We start from the raw sequence: 24,248 nt of genomic DNA on the forward strand, positions 1-24,248 counted from the left end.
CTTCCGCGATGGACATGTAGAAACTCCCCAGGCTATGGCTCACATTGCGGTGGTTGGGGTCCGACCAGGCCGAGATCCGACAGGACTTGGTGAGCCAGTTCGAATGGCTGGTTGCGGGGGCCGTGGGGTACGGAGGCAGCGGATTCGAAGCTGCGCTGTGCGGCGAGAGCTCGGGGGCCTACAAGTCCAGTGAGCCGGTAATGCCGCCAGAGGGGAATCGGCCGGCGAGCATCGACCACGATGAGGTCGGGTCGACGCCAGACAACCAGCGCCCAACCTCCCCCGCCGGACTCCGAGCCCGAGTCGGCCCAGGCCCCGACCAGGGGCGCATCCTCGGCGGAGCCGACTGCTTCGAGTGCCACCAGCGCGGGGTTGCTGAAGCGGCCGGTGACATGGAGCAGGAGTCGTCCGTGGCGGTGTACGTCGCGCCCCTTCTCGGCGAGGGACCATACGGCGTCAGTGAGGGGATCGTCCTGGACGACGTCCGACGCGACATCGAGCACGGCGGCCTGGTCGACGGCTGGGCCGAAGGCTGTGTCGAGCGGGGCCGTGTATTCCGCGACGTACGCGGAGTCCACTGCGGGAAGCAGGTGGCCGACTGCCTGGGAGGCTTCGTTGAAGGCGAGTGTCTCAGGGGTGATCTCGTAGCGTGGGGCGTGGCTTCGGAGCACGGCGAGGGCGACTGCGGCGAGGCTGGCGACCTGCGGCTCGATCCGCTCGGGGAGATCGTTTCGGTTCAGTGCGCGAACGGCCCGGGAGAGCAGTGGCAGCCAGTCGGTGTGTGCCGGGGGCCAGGCGCCTGCCGCGACGGTCCACAAGGTCAGCCGGACGACGAGCATGCGCTCCGGAGGGCCCAGTTGGGGAGCGAGGGCGACGAGGCGCTCCACCCAGCGCCGGTATCTACGGCGGACTTCCTGGTCGGCCTGCCGGAGGTCGGGCAGGGTGATGGCGTTCGCTTCGCTACCGGCTGCCTCGGGGTCGTGCTCTGCTGCCACGGCCTCGGCGTCGTCATCGTCGAGGGCGGCTTCGATGTCGTCGGTGAACCGCTCGTCCCAGGAGACGGGGAGCAGGTCCTGAAAGGGCGTGCTGGTGTCGGTGGGCAGGGGTAGCCCCAGCGCGAAACGAGTGAGCGGGTGCCCGACGCGTCCGGCGCATTCGTCCAGATAGCGCTCCCAGCCGTCCTCGTCTCCGTCCAGCGGTACCGTCGCGGCCGCACCGCCAGTGCTGCTGCTCGCGGATACGCCCGCTGGGGTGGGGGTCAGTCCCGTACGGAGGGTTTCCAGGTCGCCCAGGAATCGTTCGGCGAGCCGGGGATCCGCGAACAGGTCGGGTGGCCGTGTTGTGGGGGTCTGGGACTGTGCCGGGGTCATTCGGCGCAGAGCGCGGTCAGGGTCGACGACGAACACGATGTTGCCGAAGCTTGGTACGCCGTCGCTGTCGACTACGACCAGGCGCACACGGCTGCCCGCATCAGCCGGAGCCGTCACCGTCAGCGTGGCCTGTCCGGGCGGGATGTCGGCGATGCGCTCCCATGCCTCCGGCGGTGCTGCCGCCTGAGACAACTCCAGGTGAGCGATGTCGGAGAGAGGCCGGGCCACGCTGATCTCCAGGCCGTCCGGTACGCGTAGGGCACCGAGCAGCAGCGGCCCACTGCTGGCGATGGGGCGGGGGAGGGGCGGGGCCGTGTGCAGCCGGGTGGCGGGCTCGTCGGTGCCGTCCGGAAGGAGGGTGGCGGGAATGGGGGTGATGACGCCGAGTTCGCAGTTGCCTCCCTCGCCCTGGGAAAGCAGCAGGGCCGCGGCGGAAAGGTTCGGGCTGCCGGTCAGGGCCCACCGCTGCCCCTCGGAGACCCACTCGACGAGTTTCCCGTGGCGGTACCGCTGGTCGTTGTCGCTGATGACGCGTCCGTCGTACTCCTTCACCAGGGCGGCGACCGACGGACCGTCGAGATCGCTGAGCCCGGGCTGGTAGGCGAGGGTGAACCGGCTCGGACGGAAGCGTTCGAGCAGCCGCCGCAGTGCCATCGAGCGCCGGTCGTAGAAGGGCGCGAACACGGCCAGTTCGTCGACGGGCCCCTGCGGCAGCTGATCGATGATCGGCGAACGCAGACTGCTGACGACGCGGACCTGTGGCGCCTTGGGTGTCCTGTCGCGGTGGAGCCGGTCCAGCAGCGCTGCGACCCGACTCAGCGACTGTGGCACTCCGGCGGAGAACCTCACCTTTTCCGGGAGGTCGCGCAGCCATGCCGACAGCTCCGGAACCGCGGCGGGACTCTGCTCGCCGTCCACTCGCAGAACCGTCCACAGTTCGGCGTTGGCCTGCCAGCCGGCCAGCGTGGTGTTGCCGGAGCCGAGAGCGATGATGGCGTGTTCCGGTCCGGCGAGGACGATCAGCTTGGGATGGAACGCGGCACCCTGGGCGTAGGCCAGACCGGCGAGGTAGCTGCGGCCGGCCCGCCGGACGGACCGGGGATCGTTCCGGGCCATTGAGACGTCTCCCGCCACCGTGACGCGTGCGCCGGTGGACTGGGTGACGCCGAGGGCTACCTCCTCGAAGAAGCCGAGATCGGCGGTGAAGCTGAGGAAGAGCGCTTCTTGCAGGTTCCGCCCGCCCGTGCGCTCCTCGTCGAGGATGAGGGTCAACGGAGAGGCGAACGCGGTTGGTGGCTCCACCACGACCGGTGCCGGTGCGGTCTCAGTCAACGAGAGCCCTCCCGCTCCTGGTCACCGACCAGTGCTGGTCGTCGTAGTGCAGCACGCCGCAGGTGGCCAGGACGGTCCCGAGCTGGTCCAGCCGTAGCCCGACGTCACCGCGCCCCTCCTGGCTCGTCCGGTACAGCAGCCCGCCCCGCTCGTGCAGCCGGGTCGGTAACCACAGCGTGCCGTCAGCACGTCGGCGGGCCTTGGCCAGCGCGATCCGCTGCGACCGCGCCACCAGGTCGTAGGTGAGTCGGCGGGCCACATCGCGCAGTTTCATGGGCCGCGCTTCGTCAAGCCGCCGCTGGACCCATTCCGGGCCGAGCTCGACACCGCGCTGGCCTAGAAACGCGTCCCGGACCCGACCGGTAAGTTCGTCCACCCGACGGGCACCGGCGGCGAGCACTCGCAGTTCGGAAAGGGGCAAGGAATCACCCGCCCACCTCAGGTCGTGCTCGGCGGGCAACGGCGCTTCGGTCGTGCTTTGCGTCGCGGGAAGGGAGGACAGGAACGCGTCCACCGTCATGTCCGGAAGCTCAGCGGCGAAGCGGTCGGCCACTTCCTCGATCGGTAGCAGTCCGTCCACCTGCTCCACGAGCCAGGACCACAGGCGGCGCCACGCTCCGACGGCATAGTTTCGCAGCACCACTCCACGCCAGGCACCAGCCGCGTCGATGCCGTTGGTCACGGGATCAGTCATCAGGAAGTCGCCGAAAGCGAGCACATGGCCGATGTCGCGGGCGAAATATCGAACGGGATGCGTGGCGACCACACGAGCCAGAAGCTGAATCGTCTGTCGTCGTGTTACCGAGCGGGAGCCTGCTTCGCCCGGTGCACCGGGCTTGCACATGAGGTCCGCCAGCCACGCCCCGTCAGGATGCTCACCGCCCACGCAGACGCACAGCCGGTCCCCGAAAGAGGCGAGATCATCCACGTTCAGCGTGTCCTCGGCGGCCAGTTCGAGCAGCCCGCCCAGCCCAGCTCGTAGTGCCGCGGTCTCCAACCGCGGTCCGGGAACCGGCATGGGGCCCGCACCGAGGATGCCGAGCGCGACCTCGGATCCGGCGTACGGCGCCCAGAACCCCCACGAGTTGCCCACGTACCCGTCCTTGCCCGGGACCTCGGCCTCGGACATGGCGACCGTGCCGGCGTGCAGCCGTCGGGCCAGGGCATCGACCCCATGGGCACGCGGCAGCCACTCCAGAGCCTGCGGATGATGCGCGAACGACACGGCGGCCAACGCCACTTCAGCGCGCCTGAGCAGAGTCTGGGCGGCCGGGACCGTCAGGTCTTCCGCATCGGCTTGCGCTGCGATCAGCCCGTGCAGAGCGTAGTAACGCGCATGCGGCGTCAACGTGGTCACCCCTGGCACCAAGTGATCGACCATGCGCCCCACATGCCGCTCCACCGAGAGCGGATAACGGCCCGCGGCGACGTCCAGTCCGGGGCGGCTCCAGCCCGGTCCGTCCACGAGCTCCGGTGTTTGCCTCTTCCCACCGGCAGCGACCATACGCTCAACCATCGGACCCAGAGCAGCTGAACGCCGCTGGCCGGTTGGTGCGCCGCGCAGTGAGCCCTTTGCGGCAAGACAGTCCGCGGCTGCGCTCGACCATTTCCCGCTGTCACCCCCTCAGTGCTGTTCAGTCGGGAAACTGATCCGTCATTCTGGCGCATCTCTCGGGAGGCAGAGGCACTTCGGATGTGAATCACCCAGCCGGATGAGACAGCCCGACGGGGTGAATCTGCAGCCATGTCTGATAACCGTCATTATCAGATGAAGGCGCACTCACGTAGCCAGGGTCGGCGTATCGTCTTGTGGCGTCGGACGAGAATCCACTGCAAGCCGTGACGCAAGACAAGGCCCGGCCTGATGGCCGAAGCGGCTGATGTGACGATAGATGAGCGGGGGAGGGATGCGCACCGTGGGCACTGGTCCGCCAAACTCGGCACTCCGCTCCCCAGCACCGGCGCCCCTCCTGGTGTCGATGTCCGACATCGCGACGTTCGCCGGGTGAAGCGCCCTGTCGTGCCCCGCCGCCATCTCCGAGAACTCAGGACGGCCGCTGTTCGACGGTGCGCAGGTGACCGACTGGCTGATCGCCTCCGGCCTTGGCAACGCCGCCCCGGAGGAGCTCCGATCCGAGCTGGCCCTTTTCGGCATCATCGCGCTGCGGGACCGTTTCACGCCGTGGCAGCTGGTCGAGACGCTGGGCAGCCTGCTGTGCCTGCGCCAGCTCGACCGCCGGCCACTGGCCGACGACTCGAACGTCTCCCCGGCCTCCCTGCCCGACGCCGAAGCCGACGAGGCCCTTTGGTCCGCGCTGCTGCGCCGAGCCGAACGAATCGACGCCGAGGACGATTTTGCACTCCGCGAGCTTCGCTCGATCGACGCCACGGCGGCCCCCCTCGCCCGCCTCACCGAGGACCTGGTCGAATCCGCCTACGACGAGCGCGGCGCGTACGAGTGGCTGCTCGCCGCCCGCTCCCGGCTCGGGCTGGACTCCCTCACCGCCGACGCTGTCACCCCGGAGTTGCGGAGCCTGCTCACCCAGCTCACCGACCTCCGCGTCCGCCTTGAGCGAGGCGAGGCCCTCACCCTCGCCGACCCGCACGCCCGCGCCGGCGACCTGATCGCCGCGCTCCTCGACGACACGGAGGACCGCGACCGCGTCACGTCCTCGCCGCCGACCCCGACGACCGGCTCACCCGCATCACCCGCCGCCGCTTCCTGCTGGCGGGCGTAAGCGAACTCGACCTGGACGTGCAGACTGGCTCCGACCTGGAGGAACGCTTCGCGGACCCGGACATAGCTGGAGTATTAGGCAGCCGAATGTCGCAGTCCTGCAACGGCCCTCCAAGCCACTCGACATTTGCATGAGTGAACAAGTAATTTACCAGTGCACATCGCGAACGCCCCTCAACTCGCCCTACCCAAAACAGGCCGGAGGCGCCAGATGGCGTTGGCGGGGGATTCGATTCACCAGAAGGAAGATCCATGGAACTACATGCCCTCAACCCCGATCCGGTCCGTCAGCCGCATCGGGGACGTCTGGGTAGTAGGGGGTCGGGAACTACGAACTGGAAGATCTCGACGAGCTCCGCCGCAGGTTTCCCCGCCGACGCGCCACCCTCGATGGAGAGGTGATCAACGTGTGGCCATCCTTCACCGAGTTCAGCCGACCCGATAGACCACCCGCACACGGAACAGGGGCGGCCGGTCCGTTTTCCGCATCCCGTTCCGGCCACATCGCGCCAGGTGCCCCAACAGCCCCACGCGTCCCAGCATGTCCCAGCCAGTGGCTCGACCTAGAAAATCGCCAACCAGGGAACGTCTGAGTACCACACGAAATCACCCCAAACCGGCTCGCGATGCAGAGACTCCGAGCAACGATGGGCGGACGCCGCAGCGCATCGCGCACCTCAACTTCACAGCCAAAAACACAACTCACCAAGCAGGCCGACGAACAAACACTCGAAACCAGCCGCAGGCATATGCGTAACTTGCCATCACGCAACGCATCACTGCAGCCGACCCGGCCGCCGATCTGGACTGCCTGTGCGTAGGCGCCCGAAGCAGCGGTCGCACCGCACAGCGTCGTACGGGGAGACACATCGTGACACGTGCACAACGACGCCCGTCAGGGTTCACCGCAGTTCGCATCCGGAGGCACGCAACCGGGCTACTGATGGCGAGCGGTCTGATCGCTCTGTCGGCCTGCGGGAGCGGCGACGACTCCGACGGCTCCGCCAAGAGCCCTGTCCCCACCAGCAGTGCGCCTGCCCCCGAGACGTCGTCGGCCAGCGCCGGTACGCAGAAGCAAACCAACGAGGCTGTACTGCAGGCGTACGAGGATTTCTGGGCGGAGCAAGTCAAGGCGTATGCCAAGGGCGACACCGCTGGAACCTCCTTTGCCCAGTACGCAGCTGGTGAGGCGCTGTCCAGCACTCAAGACGATCTCAAGGACCTGCATAACAAGGGGATCGTGACCACCGGCGCCCCTTCCCACGACACAACGGTCGTCAGTCTCGAACCGGGTAGGAAGGTTCCTTCCGCGAAGCTGACGGACTGCCTGGACAGCACAGATTGGAGGTTCATCTACCGAAAGTCCGGCAAGCCCGTCGAAATGCCGGAGGGCAGGCTCATTCGCTACGTGACGAGGATCGACGCGGAGAAGTGGGGGAAGCAGTGGAAGATCGTAGACGTCACGCCGGAACAGCGCGCTTGCTAACCCACTTATGCGCCGGCCTGACGGCGGTAACGGTGGTATCACTGTTACCGGCATCGTCGGCATTCTCGGCCACGCCTTCGGGCGGGGGCTGCGGCGCGGCTAGCAAGTGGGTAATTTGCGAGGCCGACGATGATGCGGCCACGTCAGGATCGAATTCCCAGGCTTCCGATCCCGGCAGCGGAAGCTCGAGCGGCAAGCCCGTGTGCACGGTCAAGAAGCTGGACCCACAGCCCCCTGAGGGCAGCATGTACTGGAAGGGCAAGTCGCCAGAAGACGGTGGCGCCGTGTACGAACGCTCTTGCCGGACCGGGCCAGGCACTACTCCGGTGTACACGTACTTCGTAGCCGATGACGCAGTGAACGTCCCTGCTGTGGATCCCGCTGAGGTGGCCGAGCAGGCCGTCGCCAAGATGCAACTCTCCGGCCCGGACATCGCGAGCCCTCGGGCGAACGGCAAGTACGTCGTGGGCGTCCCGATGTGGATGTGGGTGAACACGAGCCCCACTACCTTCGGCCCCAATTCTGCCAGCGCCACTGCCGGCGGCGTGACGGTGCTCGCGACTGCGAGGGTTACAAAAATCGTCTGGGCGATGGGCGACGGATCCGCTGTGACATGTAACGGCGCTGGTACGCCCTACGCGGCCTCCGACGGCATGCAGGAATCCCCTACCTGTGGCCACACCTACGCCCGTACCTCGGCATCCCAGACTGGCGGCAGGTTCACCGTGACCGCGACCTCGACTTGGACGGTGGACTGGCAGGTCAATGGCGGTGGGGAGAGCGGACAACTCGTCGAGACCCGCCAGTCCCAGATGCAGGTGGCAATGGGCGAAGTGCAGGTTGTCAGATGAGCCGCCGGAAGGGACAGAGCGTTGAGTAGGACCAAAGAGCAAGCTGGACCAGCAAGGGCGGCAAACGGAGTCCCTCAGCCAGGGCAGGTGACCAGCCCGGTGGCTCCGCCACGTGTGTCGGCACGCAGGCGTCGACCAGGTCTCATCGCCCTGTCGTTGGCGCTGATCGCCGCCGGGGGTGCCGGTGTTGCCGTCCTGCTGTTGCAGGTCGGTGACCGCACAGAGGTGGTGACCGTGGTGCGCGACGTCCAGGTCGGCCAGGTCCTCACGGAGGACGACTTGGGCACGGCTTCCCTCGCTCTGGATCCCGCCGTCAAGGCGGTGCGTTCCGACGACGTGGACTCGGTGGTCGGTAAGCGGGCCGCCGTGGAGCTCAAGCCCGGGTCTCTTCTCACCCCGTCGCAGGTGACGAAGGATTCGCTGGTGAAGGCCGGCGAGCAGCTGGTGCCGATCGGTCTCGAGCCCAAGCAGATCCCCGCCACGGCGCTGGTGCCGGGCCAGAAGGTCCAGCTCGTGCACGTTCCAGCGCAGGGGACGACAAGCACGGGTGAAACGTCCGATGCCGCTCCGGAGACCATCGACGGCCGGGTCGTGAAGGCGTCTGGAGCAGCTCCCGGCACCGGGATTGTGGTGGTCGATGTCGCCACATCTGCCACGGACGGTCCCAAGGCTGCCGCGTGGGTAGCCGCCGGCGTCCTGCGCCTGGTTCTCGCCGCCCCGGACGGCAGCTGATGACCGTCATCGCACTTGCCGGATGCAGCGGCGCGCCCGGCGTCACCACAACCGCCTTGGCCCTGCTGCTGTCCTGGCCGCTGGAGCCGGGTCGGCGGATGATGCTGGCCGAGTGCGACCCGGACGGCGGCGCCGTGCTGCACGGGCTGCTGCAGGGCACGCTCGGGGACCGCTACGGGCTGCGGAATCTCTCCGTCGCCGCCCGGCAGGGCGACCTCGGCGACGCGTTCTGGCGCCAGCTGATCGATCTGGGCAGCGAGGACGGCACGAAGGACGCGCCACACGACCGGTTGCTGCTGCCTGGCATCACTGATCCCGTGCAGGCGGCGAGTCTCGGCTCGGTCTGGAAGGCCCTGGGGGTCATCTTCCGTGGCATCGCGGCCGAGCACGGTCACGACGTTCTGATCGACCTCGGCCGCCGAGGGGCCTTCGGACCGCCCGGTGTCCTGGCCGAACAGGCCGACGCCGTGTTCGTCGTTGTGCGCAACACCCTGCGCTGCCTCCAAGCAGCAGAGGGGCGGGTGCGCGCGCTGGAGGAACGGGTCGGCGACGTCAGCGTGCTGATGATCAACGAGGGTCCGTATCCCGCGGGCGAGGTGCAACGCGTGCTCCAGGTGCCGGTGGTCGCGACCCTGCCGTACGCACCCAAGGACGCCAAGGTGTTGTCCGACGGCGCGGAGCAGCCGCGTCACTTCACCAGGTCACCGCTGATGAAGGCTGCCCGTACGGGCAGCGCGCTGGTGGTTCAGCGGGCTGCGCTGCGGCGGGCGCGCCTCGATCCTGCTGGCGCGCGCGTCGGGGACGGCGGGGTGACCCGTGCGCGGTAGACCTCTGCACACCGATCCCGCGGTAGTTCCGCCGCCTGGCCGGCCCCAGCAGGCGTGGAAGCACCAGGTAGACGGCGTCTCTGCCGGTGCTGCCTCGAGTACGCAGGTGCTCGGCGCCGCGGCTCCTCAGGTCACGGTCGATTACAAGGTCGCCCGGCATATCGCTGCGCAGGTCGCTAAGCAGCGCGAGGAGCTGCTGAAGACGACACCGGACATGGACCGTGCGAGCGAGGAGCAGCGCTGCCTGGATTGGATCAACGAGGCCGTGGCCTTGTGGTCGGATGCCCAGGCGATGGCGCCGCAGGAAGACGATGCTCTGCGGCGGGCCGTCTATGACCTTCTCTTCCGTGCTGGCCGGCTCCAGCCGTACCTGGATGATGAGCGGGTCGAGGACATCATTATCCAGGGGCCGGGCGAGGTGTGGCTCGACTACGGGGACGGCGAGCGCCGCCGGGTGGGTCCGATCGCGGACTCTGAGGAGGAGCTGCTGGAGTTGCTGCGGGAGTTGGCTCGCGGCTCTGGGCACAACGAGCGCACGATCTCCACCGCGAACCCCACTCTGGCTCTGTCCCTGCAGGACGGCTCTCGGCTTCAGGCCATCACGGGGCTCGGGCCGATGACCTATGCGGTCATCCGCCGGCACCGGGTCTCCCACGCGGATCTTGACGACCTTGTACGGCTGGGCACCATCGACCCGATTCTGCGGGAGTTCCTCGGTGCGTGTGTGCGCGCGGAGAAGAACATAATGATCGCGGGGAAGCAGAAGGCCGGGAAGACTACCCTCCTGCGGGCGATGCTGAAGGAGTTCGACCCTGAGACTCGGTTCGCGACCATCCAGACCGAGGACGAGCTTTTCGCCCACGCCAACGGCTACCACCGGCAGGTCGTCTCCTTGGTCGGGCGTGAGTCCAACGGGGAGAAGGACGTCACCGGTCGCGGTGCCGGTGAGGTCACGTTGCTGGACTTGATGCACCCGGCGCTGCGGATGTCGTTGGAGCGGATCGTGGTCGGCGAGGTCCGCGGCCCCGAGGTCGTGGCCATGATGCAGGCGTTGACGAACGGCTCGGGCGGCAATCTGTGCACGATCCACGCGCGTCGCCCGGACATCATCTTTGACCGGATTGCCGAGCTGTACGCGCTCGCTCAGGGGAACCTGTCCGAAGCGCTGGCCTACCGGCAGACCGCCAACGGCCTGGACTTCATCGTGTACGTCGATATGACGGACGAGACGCAGATCGGTGGCCGCCGCCACCGTTACGTCTCCCACGTGCTGGAGCTGACCGGGATCGGCGAGAACGGCCGGCCGGCGACCAACACGGTCTTCTCCCCCGGCAGGGAGTGGGGGGACCTGCGGGCCGTCCCCCGGATGGACCCGGGCTGCATTGATGACCTGCGCCGTGCCGGCTTCGACTCCTCCCTGTTGCAGCAGTCCTATGGGGCCTGGCCGGAGCCGCTCCCGCTGAAGGTGGGGGCGGGCCGATGACGCTGGTGTTCGGGCTGCTGTGCGGAATGGCCGTAGTCGGTGGGCTGGTCGGTGTCGTCGCGGGGGTCGTGGGCACCACGGCGCCTCGCCGGGCCCCGCTGTACCGGCGCTGGCAGGCATCCCTGCGTGGTGGGAGGAATCAGAGTGAAGACACCCGGATGCGACGGCGCACGCTCATGGTCGCGGCCGTCGTGGTGTTCGTGACCGTATGGCTGGTCTCGGGGAACTTCGTCGGCGGCGCGCTGCTCGGCTCCGGCGTCATCGGAGTGCCCTGGCTGATCACCCCGGCGCAGATGGCAAAGGACCGCATCGGCCAGCTGGAGGCCTTGAGCGAGTGGACCCAGCGCCTGGCCGGCCTGCTGCGCCTCGGCATGGGCCTGGAGCAGGCGATGATGACCAGCCGCAAGGGCGCACCGGATGAACTCGCACCGCAGATCGTCACCCTGTCCGACCGGCTGCGCCTGGGGTGGCGGCCGGAAGGAGCGCTCCGCGCGTTCGCCGACGATCTGAACGATGTGACGGCGGACAAGGTGGTCGCCGCGCTCATCCTGTCGGTCAACGACCGCGGCCCGGGGCTGGCTCAGGCGCTGGAGGGCCTGGCGGGCACGGTCCGCGACGAGGTCGCGAAGAAGCGCGCCATCGAGGCGGACCGGGCGAAGCCGCGGACCACGGTGCGGTGGATGACCATCATCACCGTGGGTGTCGTGGTGGCCGGGTTTTTCGTGCCCTCTTACAGCAAGCCCTACTCCACCCTCCTGGGACAGCTCGTGCTCGCCTTCCTGACGGCCGGATTCGTCGGCGTGCTTGCTCTGATGCGGCAGCTGGGCAACTTCCGCCGTATCCCGCGCTTCCTGGTCACCGACCCGAGCAGCACCGTCCGCCTGCCCACGGCCGCGCCGGAGCCGGATCTGCCGATCGCTGCACGCGAGCCGGAAGGAGCCATCCCGTGAACCTGATCCCCGTGGTGCTGTCCGGCGGTACGGTCGGCGCCGGCGTCGCTCTGCTGATCCGTGAGCTCCTGCAGCCCCAGCCTGCGCTGGGGCCGGCCCTGAGGCGTAGTGCCCCGGCGACCTTGACGATGGCCGAGCCGGAGCTGGACCGTGAGGAGGTGTGGGGCCGGTGGCTGCTGCCCCGCCTCGAGCGGCTGCCGGGAGTTCGGGTCCCCACCACTAATTTGGCCCTGCTCGGGCAGGGGCCGGGCCAGTTCATGCTCAAGAAGACCGCGCTCGCCGCGCTCGGCCTGCTCTGCCCGGTGATCGCGACGATCCCCTGGGTCATCGCCGGCGTCTCCCTGCCGTTCTACGTGCCCGCCGGTGTCGGAATGGTCATCGCAGGGCTGCTGTTCATCACTCCGGATCTCGCCGTGCGCGACCAGGCCAAACGGGCGCGGGAAGAGTTCGCCCACGCCTTGTCCGCCTACCTCGACCTGGTCGCGCTCAAGCGGGCAGCCGACGCCGGCCCCGCCGAGGCCCTGGAAAAGGCCGCCGAGGTCGGCGAGGGCTGGCCCTTCCTGTATCTCCAGGGGGCGCTGCGCCGGGCCCGGCTGGAGAAGATCCCTCCGTATCAGGCACTCACAGAGTTGTCCGCCCAGTACGGACTGCCCGTCCTCGACGACGTCGCCGACATCATGCGCGGCAGCGCCACCGACGGCGCCGCCGTCTACAAGGCGCTGCGGGCCCGCACCGCGGCCCTCAACGCCGAACTGCTGGCCGACCAGGCCGCGGAGGCGAACGCCGCCAGCGAGAAGATGACCGCTCCGGGAGCCCTGCTCGCCGTCCTGGTCATGCTCCTGATGGCGTTCCCCGCGGTCATCCGCATGCTCACCGTCTAGACCACCTCGAATTGCTGGACCGCTTAAGGAGCAAGGAGCACCGATCATGAAGCACACCGCAGCCCGCACCTACCGTGCGGCGCACTGGCTGACCACACGCCTGCAAGAGAGCCTGGAGGAGGCCAGGCAGCGACCGGACCGCGGCGACATCAGCACGACGACCGTCATCATCTGGGTAGCGGCCGTCACCGGCGCCGTACTGATCGCCGGGACCATCGCCATCGTGATCACCAAATACAACGGCAAGCTCAGCGGGCTGTAGCGATGTCTCGTCCGGAGCGGTTGAAGGACTGGTGGCAGGGGCGACGATGGCGCGACGACCGGGGCGACACCAGCATCCAGATGGCGATCATCTTCCCGTTCGTGCTGCTCGCCACGGTCGCCGTCATCCAGGCCTCCATGTGGTACTACGCACGGCAGATCGCTCTGACTGCTGCCCGCGAGGGCCTCACCGCCGCCCGCGCCTACCAGTCGAGCCCGGCCGAAGGTGCCGCCCAGGCACAGGACGTGCTGGGGCGCACTGCGGGTGACAGCCTGCGCGGCTACAGCGTCTCCGCCAGCAGTGACGGGCAGCGGGTGCGTGTCCAGGTGTCCGGCACGGCTCTGTCGATGATCCCGGGTGTCTCAGGCCTGCAGATCACGCAGTCGGCGTCCGGCCCCCTGGAGCGTTGGGTGCCGGCGGAGTGAATCGCGTGCGATCCATGGCCCGTTGGGCTCGCAGAGTCCGCAGCGATGAGGGGAGTGCCGCGATCGAGGCGGCGATCGTCCTCCCCGCATTGGTCATGTTCCTGTGCCTGGCGATCGCCGGCGGCCGGATCGTGACCTCCGGCGCGAAGATCGACTCGGCGGCTGAGGACGCGGCGAGGGAGGCGTCCATCCACCGCACGGCCGCGAGCGCCCAGAGCGCCGCGCAGTCGGCGGCCGCCGAGTCCCTGGATGACCAGGGCATCAAGTGCGCGTCGACGTCCGTCAGCATCAACACCGGCGGTCTCAGCGTTCCGGTGGGGCAGGTCGGCACGGTCACCGTGACCGTGACCTGCACCGTCAATCTGGCAGACCTTCTCCTTCCGGGCGTGCCGGGAGCCAAGACCCTCACGTCGACCGCGACCTCGGTAGTGGATCAGTACCGGCAGCGGGGTGACTGATGACCTTCCGACAGATGTGCCTGCGCCGAGGACAGTTGGACGACCGGGGAGGCGTCACCGTCTTCGTCGCTGTATGCGTCATCGCGCTGATCGGGATCATCGGCGTCGCCGTCGACGGCGGCAGCAAGATGCGGGCCACCGAGCGCGCGGACTACATCGCCGGCGAAGCCGCGCGGGCCGGCGGGCAGGCCATCGATCCTGCCGACGCGATCAGCGGGAGGGCAGTCGTCGTGGATCCGCAGGCCGCGGCCGCCGCAGCCCAGACCTACCTGCGCTCCGCCGGTGCCACCGGCACGGTCAGCGTGTCCGGCGACAACAAGTCCCTCACCGTCACGGTCACCGGCTCATACGACACGAAGTTCCTATCGGTGGTGGGGATCGGCTCTCTGCCGGTGTCCGGCCACGGCAAGGCCACCCTCCTGCATGGCGTCACGGCTCCCGAAGGAAATTGATGCGCACCAGCCCCTCTCCCGCCGCAAGCGCCGGCCGCACCCTGGCGCGGGTCCTCAAAGCCGTGCTGAGCCTGCTGGTCCTGGCAGTCGCGGTCGCCGGGCTGCCACTGCTGCTGTCCTGGGCCACCCCGGTCATCTGGGCTGCCACCCATGACGACCTCACGCACCTGCTCGACCGGCAGGACACCGGCAGCGTGTTCCTGCTGCTGCTCGTCGCGGTCGGTTGGATCGGGTGGCTGCAGTTCACGTTCTGCGCCGTACGCGAGCTGATCGCACAGGTGCGGGGCCGGACCTGGCACGCCCCGCGCGGGATGGGCGTCTCGCAACGCGCCGCGGCTCTCCTGATCGGCAGCATCCTGGTGCTGCTGCCCACCAGCTCAGCGCTGGCATCCGACGCCCAGGCCGCCCCAGCCACCACGGCGACCCGTGTCCCCGGCCAGGCCCAGGCGCAGGCCGCCGAGACCGAACAGGCTCAGGCGCCCGCTGCGAGCACGCCTGAGTCCCGCACGACGTATACGGTCCGCGATACGCGGCCTGCGGAGAGCCTGTGGGGCATCGCCGAGAAGCAGCTGGGAGACGGCGAGCGGTGGCGGGAGATCGCCGACCTGAACGAGGGCCGGACCATGGCCGACGGCACGGTCTTCCGCGCGAACAGCTTTCTGCAGCCCGGCTGGCGGCTTCAGATGCCCGAGACCGCCTCGGCCGCGGGAGGCGCCCGTACGCAGCTGGGTGACAGCGCCCTGGCTGCCGGCGAGAAGGACGGGCACGTCGTCACGGTCCAATCCGGCGACTACCTGTCGAAGATCGCGGAGGAAGAGCTCGGCGACGGCAACGAATGGCCGCAGCTGTTCGAGGCCAGCAAGGGCAAGCCACAGCCGCACGGCCTTCCCGCGATCACCGACCCCGACATCGTCTACGCGGGACAGCAAGTCACCGTGCCCGGTACCGAGACCGACAAGCCGCCCCGAGACCGCAGCCAGGGTGAGGAGTCGGGCAGCCAGGAGGCCACTCCCCCGGCCACCCAGAGCCCCGACGGCGCACAAAAGCCGGGCGCCGGCACGGGCAATGCGCAGGCGCCCGCGCCCAGCCAGAGCGCGACGCCCGCACCGCAGTCCTCGGCACCCACCGCACCGTCCAATCGCCCGGCCGAGCGACCTGGTCAGGAACAGGGCTCTCCGTCAGCAGCCGCGTCGGCGACGCCCGAGCCCACCGCCAATGCCTCGTCTTCGGCCGCCTCCCCGCCTGCTTCGGCGGAGCCGTCCGGTAGCGCTGCCTCCACCCCCGGCACGCCAGCACCTCAGACCCCGGCGACGTCGCCGGCCAGCAGCCCGCTGAACCTGCGGATCGTGTTCGGCGCCGGTGCGCTGCTCGCTGCCGCCATCACCGGTGCGCTCGCCGTGCGCAGGACGCTGCAGCGTCGGCGCCGCAAGCCGGGCGAGAAGATCGCCATCGCGTCGGAGACGTCCGCCGCCGAGGCCCAGTTGGCGGCGGCAGCCGAGCCCGGCGGTGCTGCCCGTCTGGATGTGCCGCTGCGTACCCTGGCCCACCACGTGGCCCAGCAGGGAGAGGACGCGGTCCTGCCGCCACTGCGGGCCGCCCGCATCGGAACCCGCACGGTGGAGGTGCTGCCTGAAGACCTCGCCCAGGAACCGGTAGCCCCCTTCACCTCGCGGCAAGGCGGCGGGTGGGTCCTGCCCTCTGATGCCGCGCTCCTGGACGGCGAGGCCGCCCGGGCCGTGCCGGCGCCGTACCCGGCGCTGGTCACGATCGGCAGCACCGAGGCGGGCGACCTGCTGCTGCTCGACCTCGCCGGGCTACCCGCGCTGCTGCTGGACGGCAACCCGGTCCACATCACCGAGGTGTGCACCTCGCTCGCCCTGGAACTCGGGATGAGCCCGTGGGCGAGTGAAGTCGAGATCGTCACCGTCGGGTTCGGCGAAGACCTGCCCCAGCTTCTGCCCACCGCACGGATCGCCCACATGCGCCACGCCAGGCATGCGCTGCGCGACCTGAGCGAACGCCTGCTTGAAGCCCACCAAATACCCGAGACCAGTCACCAGCCCTACGTGCTGCTGTGCGCATCGGCTCTGGACCCGGACACGGCGTGGGAGTTCGCCGACGTCATCGACAAGGCCGGGACGGTTCCCGTCACCCTGATCGCCCCAGCGAGTACGGCTGCCGCGCACTTCCCCGAGGCGGAAATCCTCAACGCCTCGCTCAGCACACTGCAGCGAATCGACTCCGTCGGCACCGAGGTCACGGTTCAGCGCCTCGAGCACGCCTCCTACCTCCAGATCACCACCGCGTTGAAAGTGTCCGCGCAGCCGGCGCACCCGGCTGAGGGCCCGTGGCAGGGCGTACCGGAAGAGCCCGACAGCGTGCACCACCCCGAGCAGACTCAGCCCCACGAGCCGGCCGCGCCCGCGACCAACGCGGGCACGAGCCTCTCGGCGACGCCAACAACAGAGTTGAGCAGCGATGTCTTCCCGGCCCTGCTTGCCGCCACTACCGACCCGACCGGACTTCGTCTCCTGCCCACCTCCACACCGGCACCTCAGGCCGAGGAGGACCCCGCCCCGATGACCGACACTCCGGTGGCCCCGGCCGCCGAGGATCCGGAGACCGCGGAGACCGACGCCGAGCATGCCGCTGCGGAGGCCACGGCACCGGAGACGGATGCGGGCATCGTTGAGGGGGCGGCTCATGACCTGCGCGCGCCGGACATCCGCGTTCTGGGCCCGGTCGAGGTGACGGGAGTGGACAGCACCGGCCACGGCCCACGGATGGCTCAGCTCGCCGCATTGCTGTTCTTCCGACCGGGGCGGAGTGCGGACGCCGTGTGCTCCGACATGGATCCCGTCAGCCCGTGGGGGCTGAGCACCCTCAACGCCCGGATGCAGGGCCTGCGCCGCTCCCTGGGCAGCGATCCCGCCGGCAACCCCTACGTGCCCCGCCGGAAGTCCGGCGAGGACCCCTACCGGCTCGCCCCCGGCGTGCGGTGCGACTGGACCCGCTTCCTGCAGCTCGTCGAACACGCCCTGCCGCTCGGCCCATCCGGCCTGACCGAGCTGGAAAAGGCGCTCACCCTGGTCCGCGGCAGGCCGTTCGGGGGCACACCGCTGCCCTGGGCCGAGCCCTACCAGCAGGAAATGGTCACGCGGATCATCGACGTAGCGCACACCGTGGCCACCTACCGCACCCCCGCGGGACCACACCACGATCTCAGCGCAGCTCGTCTCGCCGTCGCAACCGGCCTCGACGTCGACGACACCGCAGAGCTCCTGTACCGGGACTGGCTCAGAATCGAGTACTCGGCCGGCAACCGGCAGGGTCTACACACCGCCATCACTCGCGTCCAGCAGGTCAACCGAGCGTTGGACTGCTCTCTGGAGAGGGAGACCGAGCAGCTCATCAACGAGCTCCTCCACGGCTCGGGCCAGCCAGTGCGCAAGGTTCTGTAGCCGCTGCATACGCAGGTGCGCCGCTACCGGCTGAGGGCGACGTCACAAACTGCGCACAACGCAGGTGTGTCCGACCTGCGGTGACGCCCACTGCCTCGGGCCCCCTCAAATGCCAGTGCCCGGATCACTCCAGGTCTTCCCATGTCAGGGGACAGCGGCACTCACATCAGGTTACTGCCCGAACCGGAACCGCTTCCGGCGATCGCCGAGCCCCATGAACGCATCGGAGGACGCTGCGACAGGAACCTGTACAGCGGGGGGCCGTCCGTTTGCTCCGGCGCGCCAACCTGACACGTACTTGTCACCAGCAGCCAGCCCACGGCGCGCGATTCGTCGAGGCAGACGTGCGCGGCGTCCCGTTCCATGAGAACCGCTTCCCGTTCCGGCGCCCCCTGCATCATGCTCAGCAATACGGCCACACAACGCAGGCCTGTCGCCTCCTCGGCATACGCCACGCTGGCGAGGCGCTGTCAGCAGCGGCACCCGGCCGACCTGCCCATGCAAATTGTGGCGGTACCTCCCCGGAGCGCCGCGCGTCCATCCCGCAGCCGCGTGCCGTACGGTCCCGATGCCCGGCTCAACAAGACGGCCGCGGCTGCGGTCCCGCGCCTCCTTCGCACGTTGCGCGGGACCGCCCTCATCGTCCACACCTCGCACCCGGACCCCCCAGCCGGGCGTGGGCGCGTCGCAGTACAGGCATCGGCAGGTTGCCCTGCTTGGCTCGTCGGGCGGGTAGTCGGCCGGCTCATCGCGGGACGTGGACCGATGGAGGCCGTGAGACGGTATCGAGCTCGTGGACGTAGGCCATGCCCTGGGAAGGGAACGCGTTGAGCAGTTCATGATGGGGTTTGGGACACGCGAGTTGATCGTTTCGGAGTATCGGGTCACGGGGCTGCGGCCAGACGTGATCGCTGAACTCATCGCGGCGATCGGCCCGTTGTGGAGTGAACATCGCCAGGCCGCTCGTTGGGCCCGGCCGCGCCAGCGGACGTCCGAAGCGGGAGCGAAGCCATACATTCGTCTTCATGGACCGGCTGCTGGCTACGCTGGTCAATCTGCCTCATGGCATCTCTCACGATGCGCTGACCTGCTGGTTCGGCGGGACCGCTCCACCACGACGCGTGCCATCGGCGAGGTGCGGCCGCGAATGGCGCATCGTGGCCGCACTGTCGCCGCCGACATTCGGCTGCGTTCCCTGGCGGACGTCATCACGCACCAGGGCGCCGAGGGACAGACCGCAATCGTCGACGACGCCGAGATCCGTGTGCGCCGCCCAGCCGCCGACCGCAAACACCGGGACAAATCGATCTCCAGCAAAACCAAGCAGGACGCCGGAGCTCACGCGCGCACTCGTCCGTGGACCGCGACCCTGCCGCATGGCGTGAGCAAGTTCGAGCGCGCTCGGAAGCCAGTCCGTAGCCGTTGGCCCGGCGCCTGGGCCTCCACTGTTGGTCGTCGTCGACGCCGTGGCCAGCTCCGCAATCAGCAGCGGTCCGCGTGTGTATACTGCTTCACGGTTGTGACTGCAGCCACCGTCAGCGGAGCCGGCCCGGACCCGTTTCTGCGCCTACGACGGAAAGAAGTGGATGCTTCGTCAGTGATTTGACCATCGTCGTCTGTCGGCGCGTTGGTCCGGGTCGTCGTGCCGCAGAAGGATTCGCTGTGTCTCGCGACAAGACCGCGCGGCTGCGCATGGACTACACCGGTGAGTCATACAGCGCCGCTTTCCAGTGGTACCGCAGCCGGGGCCTGTTCAACGGGCTCGTGCCCAACGCCGAATCACCCCAGCAACAGATGCTGGAAGCCTGCGTGCTCAGGTCGCTGGCCCGGCCAGCCCCGTCAGGGCTCCCGCTTCTCGTGTCTTCAGGAACGGCCTTCGGCCTGGAGGGCGTTTCCCCGGACGTGGACACGCTGCTCCTGCGACCGGCGGGTGACCTCGTCGCCCAGGTTCTCGCACGTATCCTGCCGTCGACCGCAGGCGCGGGCGTGGTGGGCGTGCCGGGGCTTCGTGCCCAAGTCAGCCGTCGTTCCGGCCTGACGGTGGGACGAATCGGGGAACGTGCGGTGATCGAGGTACAGCCGAGCCGCACCGGAAGCGTTCAGGCAGCTCAGGAGGATCTCCAGGAAGCCGCCGACCTCGTCACGGCTGCGGGACTGACCCCGTTGTGGACCAACACAGGACCCGCGGAGGGCGAGAGCGAGGCGTGGTACCGGCTTCGTGAGGAGAGCGCGGACGCTCCGTTGTGGAGCACGGCGCTGCGCAGAATTGGTCTGTTCGTCGCCGAGTCCCCGGACTGGACCCGGCGCGCCCCAGTCCCAGAGGAAGTGGCCGGGCCCAGGCCGACGAAGATCCGCCCGCGTCCTGTCAGCCCCGGCAGCCAGGTCACCGGCGTGGTCGCTGTGACCTCCGGTTCGGGCCGAGGCGGTCTGGGCTGTACGACAGCGGCCGTGGCTCTCGCTGGAGCACTCGCACGCGGCGGCGCGGCCGTAGGCATACTCGCCGGACAGGAAGACCCGAACGGTGTCCTCTCCTTCCGTCCAAAACCCCAGGGCACCGCGCCCGACGGCTGGTGCGACCTGGTGGCGATCGACGGCGGTGGCACCGTCCGTGCCTCCGCCGTGCCCCAGAGCGCGGACGCAACCGAGGTGATCGCCCAGGCGCGCACCATGTTCGACATCGTGATCATCGACGCCGGGCACGGAGGCTTTCCAGACCGCCAGTGGACCGCCTTCGCCGACGTGACCGTGGCGCTGGTAGCCCACGAAGAGGGGCACTGGGCCGGAGCGCGGCTCGTCGATCGCCGCCCCGACCGCATCCGGTTCTTCGCGTGGCTGAACGACGAGTTCAACCGGTTCAACCGCGCCAGCGGCCGCCATGTGCAGCCGCTGGAGAGCCTTCTAACTTTCCTCGATGAGGAATTCCTCGTCTACGTGACCAACCGGGAAGCCGACGGTGACCCCGCGGTCTACGACGCCTCCGATCCCGAAGATGCCGAGCAATGGTGGTCGTACTACGCCTTCGCGGACCAGTTTGGCCCCGACGAGGACGACGACTTGCGGTTGCCCGCCGAAGACGAAGCGCCACTTCTGGACGAGTGGCGGGCCGACTTTCTGGTGTTTCTGGCCAAAGAGGGCGCGCGCCGCCACGGCGCCATGTGGACGCAGGCCGCGGCGCAGTGGGCCGGCCGCAACAAAGGCCGCAACCTCAGGGGCCTCCGGCCCGGCGAGCGCGAAAGCGCAGAGGTTGCGCAAGAGTTTGCTCTCGCCGTGGAGGAGGACGCGATCAGGGAATGGGGACGGGATGTGTGGCAGTCGCAGTTCCCCGTGTGGGAAGCCGCGCGTGAGGCTGGTGACGACCTACTGCAGCCGTGGGCTCACCTGCTGGAGACCGTTGCCCTGCCCCGCGATCCGGAGGAGATCGCCACCCACCTGCGCCGCCAGCTGCACGGCCTGCCTGGCAAGCCAACCGTCGTTGCCCTGGCGCGTGCTGAAAACAGGCTCGGTTCGGACCGGCTGACAGCAGTGCGTGATGTGCTGATGGACAACGGCTACCCCGGCCTCGTCGTGCTCCCCGAGCTGAGGGCGTTCTCCGAGCTGCACAGAAACATCGGTCGAGTGGCAGACCGGGCGGGCGAGGCGGCAGGCGCCGCGAACCGCCTCGCACACGTCGTCACCAACACCCTGCGCGAGGTATCTCGCACGCCAGGCTCCCGCCATTGACAGATTCGCAAGTCCGCTTTCGTGCCGCTGCGATTAAAGAGCGTTTTGTTCCGTCAGGGGCGTTTGATAGGGCGGCGGAGTTGAGTAGGTCACGGTCGCTCGAGAGGGTGGCATGTGGGATTCAATGCAGGAAGGCGCTGTAGCCGAGTAGTGGCGAGCGCCTCAACGCTCTGATCACCGGCGGCGACGCCCATACCCACCAGATGTAAGGACATGGGAAACGGCGCGGCTAGGGGTCGGCCGCTGCTGACCACTGACCGCGCATTGAACTCTGCCACCTGACCAACGGCTGAGGTGCCGGACACGTCCGCGGGCGCGGAGCGGACCTCGTACCGCGCCATACCGCACTGCAATGCGGCGGGACACCTCCGCGGGCGCGGAGCGAACGGTATGCCGGCACGGTCGCCGGGTGGCTCATCAACAACGCGGCAAGTAGGTCGTCGACGGTAGCAATGCCGATCTCGAATCGGTGAACCTTCAACCGGACCGCATACATCAACATCATCCGGCGATAACCTGCCGATCCGTCACAACCCTGGGGGGACCATGACCGACGAAACACCCGCACACCCTGCCACCGCACCGACCGCCCTCGAATTGGCACCCGAGGCGCCAGCCACACCGCCGATGCCCACGGCCCCGCCCCAAAAGCCCCTCCGCCCGCTCACCGCCGGCCTCATCGGACTCGCCATCGGCGCAGGACTGATGGGCGGTATCTGGGCCATCACCGCCAGCAGCGGTGCCGGAAGCCCGGGCAGCTTCACCCTCGAAGGCGAGTTTGCACTCCTCGAGGACGCCTCCGAAACTGGCAGCGGTTGCGAAGGAACCGGCGGATACGACGACATCGCCGAAGGCGCCTCCGTCACCGTCTACGGAGCAGACGGAGACGTCATCGCCACAGGCTCCCTCGGCGACAGCGAAACCATCACCTTCGGTACCTGCAAGTTCGGCGTTGCGGTCGAAGACGTGCCCAAGGGTGAGAAGTTCTACAAGGTCGAGGTCTCCCACCGCGGCACCGTCCAGCTGAGCGCGGAAGAGGCCGAGAATGGGGAGTTCTCCGCCAGCCTCGGCTAGTGCTGTGACCGGATTGGTTCACCGGGTTGGCGTGTCGGCGTTACTCGTCGAAGTACCCAACCAGGTACGGATGAACGTGCCCACCATCAAGCCGTGGGCTTTCTTTGCGGGAGAGCTGCCGGAGACAGGGATGATCATCTCATGATGCGAGGTGCCTTCGACGCCGTCCCTTTGACCGCGCTCTTTCCTCTCCTGACGCTTGCGGATGTGGACTCCTTGAATCAGGCGACCGGCACGGTCGACGCGGCTCGTGCAGGCAGAACCACGGCAGATTGGGAGTGGGTCCTGGAGCATGCCGCCTTCCCGGGCACGCAGTTGGGCACGCCGATCGTCCTTGGGCTGGATGTCATCGAGCACGCTGAGGGAGGCGACCAGCTGGAGTTCCTGCTTCAGGTGGTGTGGACCGACCCGGGCCAGCTCGCGGTCGATGCGGCGGTGAACGTGGCTTGCTGGTGCGAGAGCGATCACGCCACCCATGACGTCGACGCCCTCAGGCTCGTGGTCGGCGAGGAGACTTCGTTGTCCGATGCATTCCGTGCCGGCGCTGAACGCCTGACCGGCTGGCTGGCCGATCCTCACGACGCCGACCACTGGCGTGCCAAAGCGGGACTACCTCCCAGGCGGATCAGCTGAAGGTCCGGTGCTGGGCACGTTCGTCTGTACCCGACTGGGTACGTTCACATGTACGCCGACATGGCGGTACTGTCCGCGCATGCATCAGCTCCCGTGCACTTTGGAAGCCCTCGTTGTGCGCACCGCTTTCTCGGCAGACGGTGCTTGGGATGCTCTGCGGGCGGCGCTGTTCTCGCCCAGCAGGGACGGCTTCTTGGCCAACGTCGCACTTGTCGATGGCCGGAGATACGAGGGCTTGACGCCCGAGTCGGCCCTCGACCTCATCCCTGCGGAGTATCAGCATCCACTTCTGGTCCTTGCAGACCCTGTAGCTGTCGCCTCGACTGACCTGCCGCTTCTCGTAGTGGACCTGCGGAGTGAGCGTAGGCGGTGTGTCCGCGTTGTGGCAGCCGAGCTGTGGAGCATCGAGAACAACCTCTCGGAGGCGAACATGGACTTCGAGGAGTTCGCCGGCGCCGTCGACGACGACGGCGTTTTCCGAGACTTCTGAGTCACTGGCCGCCAGGCGGTGTTCAGGCTGCGGGTGTGAGGGGGCGCCCGCCCCAGCGGATGCCCTTTTCGCTGCGGATGCGGGCGCGTTCTCTGCGCTGGGCTGCAAGGACGTCGGGGTGGCGGGCATTGGTGTTGCGCCAGCACAGGTATCGGTGCAGGGCCCGGGTTTGCGCGGGGTGGCTGCGATGGTTCGAGTTGGCCAGGGTGAACTGCCGCAGCGGGCCAAAGTGGGCCTCGATCGGGTTGGCCCAGGAGGCGTAGGTCGGGGTGAAGCACAGCTCGACCTTGTTCTTCTTCGCCCAGCGGCGGATGTCCGCGCCGGCGGTGCCCTTGCGGCGCCGGTTGACGCCCCACAGACGATCGTCGCCGACGGAGTAGCAGCCGTGGAAGTAGGTGACGCCGTGGGTGCGGCGGTAAGTCGCCGGCAGGCGGTTGGGCTTGCCCTGCTTCGCCCAGCAGGAGCCTGCGATGGGCCTGATCCCCAGGGGCCCGAACTCGTCGAAGGCGAACTCCCGGTCGGGGAAGCGGTCCAGCACGTGCTCGATGCGGTCGAGCTTGGCGTCGTGTTCGGACGTGCAGAGCCATCCCAGCCAAGCCGGGCCGGAACAGACGGGCAGTGGGA

General features: G+C 68.5%; 21 protein-coding genes and 1 pseudogene. 17 read left to right on the top strand and 5 right to left on the bottom strand.

The annotated features are described in order from the left end of the window. Positions 1–32: 32 nt before the first annotated feature. Complete coding sequence (locus OG736_RS44870) at positions 33–2,702, bottom strand: hypothetical protein (protein WP_327187952.1); 2,670 nt, start codon at positions 2,700–2,702, stop codon at positions 33–35. Continuing rightward, complete coding sequence (locus tag OG736_RS44875) at positions 2,695–4,206, bottom strand: hypothetical protein (RefSeq protein WP_327187953.1); 1,512 nt, start codon at positions 4,204–4,206, stop codon at positions 2,695–2,697. Before OG736_RS44875 ends, OG736_RS44870 begins: the two co-directional genes overlap by 8 nt. Positions 4,207–4,777: 571 nt before the next feature. Here OG736_RS44875 and OG736_RS44880 point away from each other — a divergent pair. From OG736_RS44880 to OG736_RS44940, 13 genes are all read left to right on the top strand, one after another. Beyond that, complete coding sequence (locus tag OG736_RS44880; protein ID WP_327187954.1) at positions 4,778–5,440, top strand: hypothetical protein; 663 nt, start codon at positions 4,778–4,780, stop codon at positions 5,438–5,440. Positions 5,441–6,382: 942 nt separating this feature from the next. After that, positions 6,383–6,925 (top strand): hypothetical protein, encoded by a 543-nt coding sequence (locus OG736_RS44885; protein ID WP_327187955.1) that lies wholly within the window; start codon positions 6,383–6,385, stop codon positions 6,923–6,925. 386 nt (positions 6,926–7,311) lie between these two features. After that, on the top strand, positions 7,312–7,776 hold the full coding sequence (locus OG736_RS44890; protein WP_327187956.1) for an ATP/GTP-binding protein: 465 nt from the start codon (positions 7,312–7,314) through the stop codon (positions 7,774–7,776). A 99-nt stretch (positions 7,777–7,875) separates the two neighbouring features. Next, positions 7,876–8,508 carry an SAF domain-containing protein gene (locus tag OG736_RS44895; protein WP_327187957.1) on the top strand — a complete coding sequence of 211 codons (633 nt, stop codon included), beginning with the start codon at positions 7,876–7,878 and terminating at the stop codon, positions 8,506–8,508. Continuing rightward, positions 8,508–9,335 (top strand): CpaE/TadZ family protein, encoded by an 828-nt coding sequence (locus OG736_RS44900; RefSeq protein WP_327187958.1) that lies wholly within the window; start codon positions 8,508–8,510, stop codon positions 9,333–9,335. Before OG736_RS44895 ends, OG736_RS44900 begins: the two co-directional genes overlap by 1 nt. A 106-nt stretch (positions 9,336–9,441) precedes the next feature. After that, positions 9,442–10,818, top strand: coding sequence for a TadA family conjugal transfer-associated ATPase (locus OG736_RS44905; protein WP_327187959.1), 1,377 nt, complete (start codon positions 9,442–9,444; stop codon positions 10,816–10,818). After that, positions 10,815–11,768 carry a type II secretion system F family protein gene (locus tag OG736_RS44910; RefSeq protein WP_327187960.1) on the top strand — a complete coding sequence of 318 codons (954 nt, stop codon included), beginning with the start codon at positions 10,815–10,817 and terminating at the stop codon, positions 11,766–11,768. Before OG736_RS44905 ends, OG736_RS44910 begins: the two co-directional genes overlap by 4 nt. Next, complete coding sequence (locus OG736_RS44915; protein ID WP_327187961.1) at positions 11,765–12,649, top strand: type II secretion system F family protein; 885 nt, start codon at positions 11,765–11,767, stop codon at positions 12,647–12,649. The genes OG736_RS44910 and OG736_RS44915 overlap by 4 nt, the downstream gene beginning before the upstream one ends. A gap of 46 nt (positions 12,650–12,695) precedes the next feature. Continuing rightward, on the top strand, positions 12,696–12,911 hold the full coding sequence (locus tag OG736_RS44920; protein WP_327187962.1) for a hypothetical protein: 216 nt from the start codon (positions 12,696–12,698) through the stop codon (positions 12,909–12,911). Positions 12,912–12,913: 2 nt separating this feature from the next. Next, the gene (locus OG736_RS44925; protein WP_327187963.1) at positions 12,914–13,336 is read left to right on the top strand and encodes a TadE/TadG family type IV pilus assembly protein; all 423 of its coding nucleotides are present in this window, start codon (positions 12,914–12,916) and stop codon (positions 13,334–13,336) included. 14 nt (positions 13,337–13,350) lie between these two features. Then, entirely contained in the window at positions 13,351–13,794 is a 444-nt protein-coding gene (locus OG736_RS44930; protein ID WP_327187964.1) for a TadE/TadG family type IV pilus assembly protein, read from the top strand. Continuing rightward, on the top strand, positions 13,794–14,246 hold the full coding sequence (locus OG736_RS44935; RefSeq protein ID WP_327187965.1) for a TadE/TadG family type IV pilus assembly protein: 453 nt from the start codon (positions 13,794–13,796) through the stop codon (positions 14,244–14,246). Before OG736_RS44930 ends, OG736_RS44935 begins: the two co-directional genes overlap by 1 nt. Then, positions 14,246–17,707 (top strand): hypothetical protein, encoded by a 3,462-nt coding sequence (locus tag OG736_RS44940; protein ID WP_327187966.1) that lies wholly within the window; start codon positions 14,246–14,248, stop codon positions 17,705–17,707. Before OG736_RS44935 ends, OG736_RS44940 begins: the two co-directional genes overlap by 1 nt. 161 nt (positions 17,708–17,868) lie before the next feature. On the opposite strand, the gene OG736_RS44945 is transcribed toward OG736_RS44940, so the two are convergent. Both OG736_RS44945 and OG736_RS44950 read right to left on the bottom strand, forming a co-directional pair. After that, entirely contained in the window at positions 17,869–18,162 is a 294-nt protein-coding gene (locus OG736_RS44945; protein WP_327187967.1) for a hypothetical protein, read from the bottom strand. 617 nt (positions 18,163–18,779) lie between these two features. Continuing rightward, complete coding sequence (locus OG736_RS44950; protein WP_327187968.1) at positions 18,780–19,049, bottom strand: hypothetical protein; 270 nt, start codon at positions 19,047–19,049, stop codon at positions 18,780–18,782. Positions 19,050–19,369: 320 nt separating this feature from the next. Here OG736_RS44950 and OG736_RS44955 point away from each other — a divergent pair, with 320 nt between their 5' ends. The 4 genes from OG736_RS44955 (at position 19,370) to OG736_RS44970 (ending at position 23,624) form a co-directional block, all read left to right on the top strand. After that, on the top strand, positions 19,370–21,427 hold the full coding sequence (locus OG736_RS44955; protein WP_327187969.1) for a hypothetical protein: 2,058 nt from the start codon (positions 19,370–19,372) through the stop codon (positions 21,425–21,427). Positions 21,428–21,973: 546 nt separating this feature from the next. Next, a complete protein-coding gene (locus tag OG736_RS44960; protein WP_327187970.1) occupies positions 21,974–22,501 on the top strand; it encodes a hypothetical protein in 528 nt (175 codons plus the stop codon). 141 nt (positions 22,502–22,642) lie between these two features. Continuing rightward, a complete protein-coding gene (locus OG736_RS44965; protein WP_327187971.1) occupies positions 22,643–23,134 on the top strand; it encodes a hypothetical protein in 492 nt (163 codons plus the stop codon). 79 nt (positions 23,135–23,213) lie between these two features. Then, a complete protein-coding gene (locus tag OG736_RS44970; RefSeq protein ID WP_327187972.1) occupies positions 23,214–23,624 on the top strand; it encodes a DUF6924 domain-containing protein in 411 nt (136 codons plus the stop codon). Positions 23,625–23,646: 22 nt separating this feature from the next. On the opposite strand, the pseudogene OG736_RS44975 reads toward OG736_RS44970, so the two are convergent. Beyond that, a pseudogene (locus OG736_RS44975) lies at positions 23,647–24,195 on the bottom strand (IS630 family transposase); the annotation flags it as partial. Between the last annotated feature and the right edge of the window lie 53 nt (positions 24,196–24,248).

This window comes from Streptomyces sp. NBC_01334 (assembly GCF_035983595.1).
GTDB lineage: Bacteria > Actinomycetota > Actinomycetes > Streptomycetales > Streptomycetaceae > Streptomyces > Streptomyces coriariae.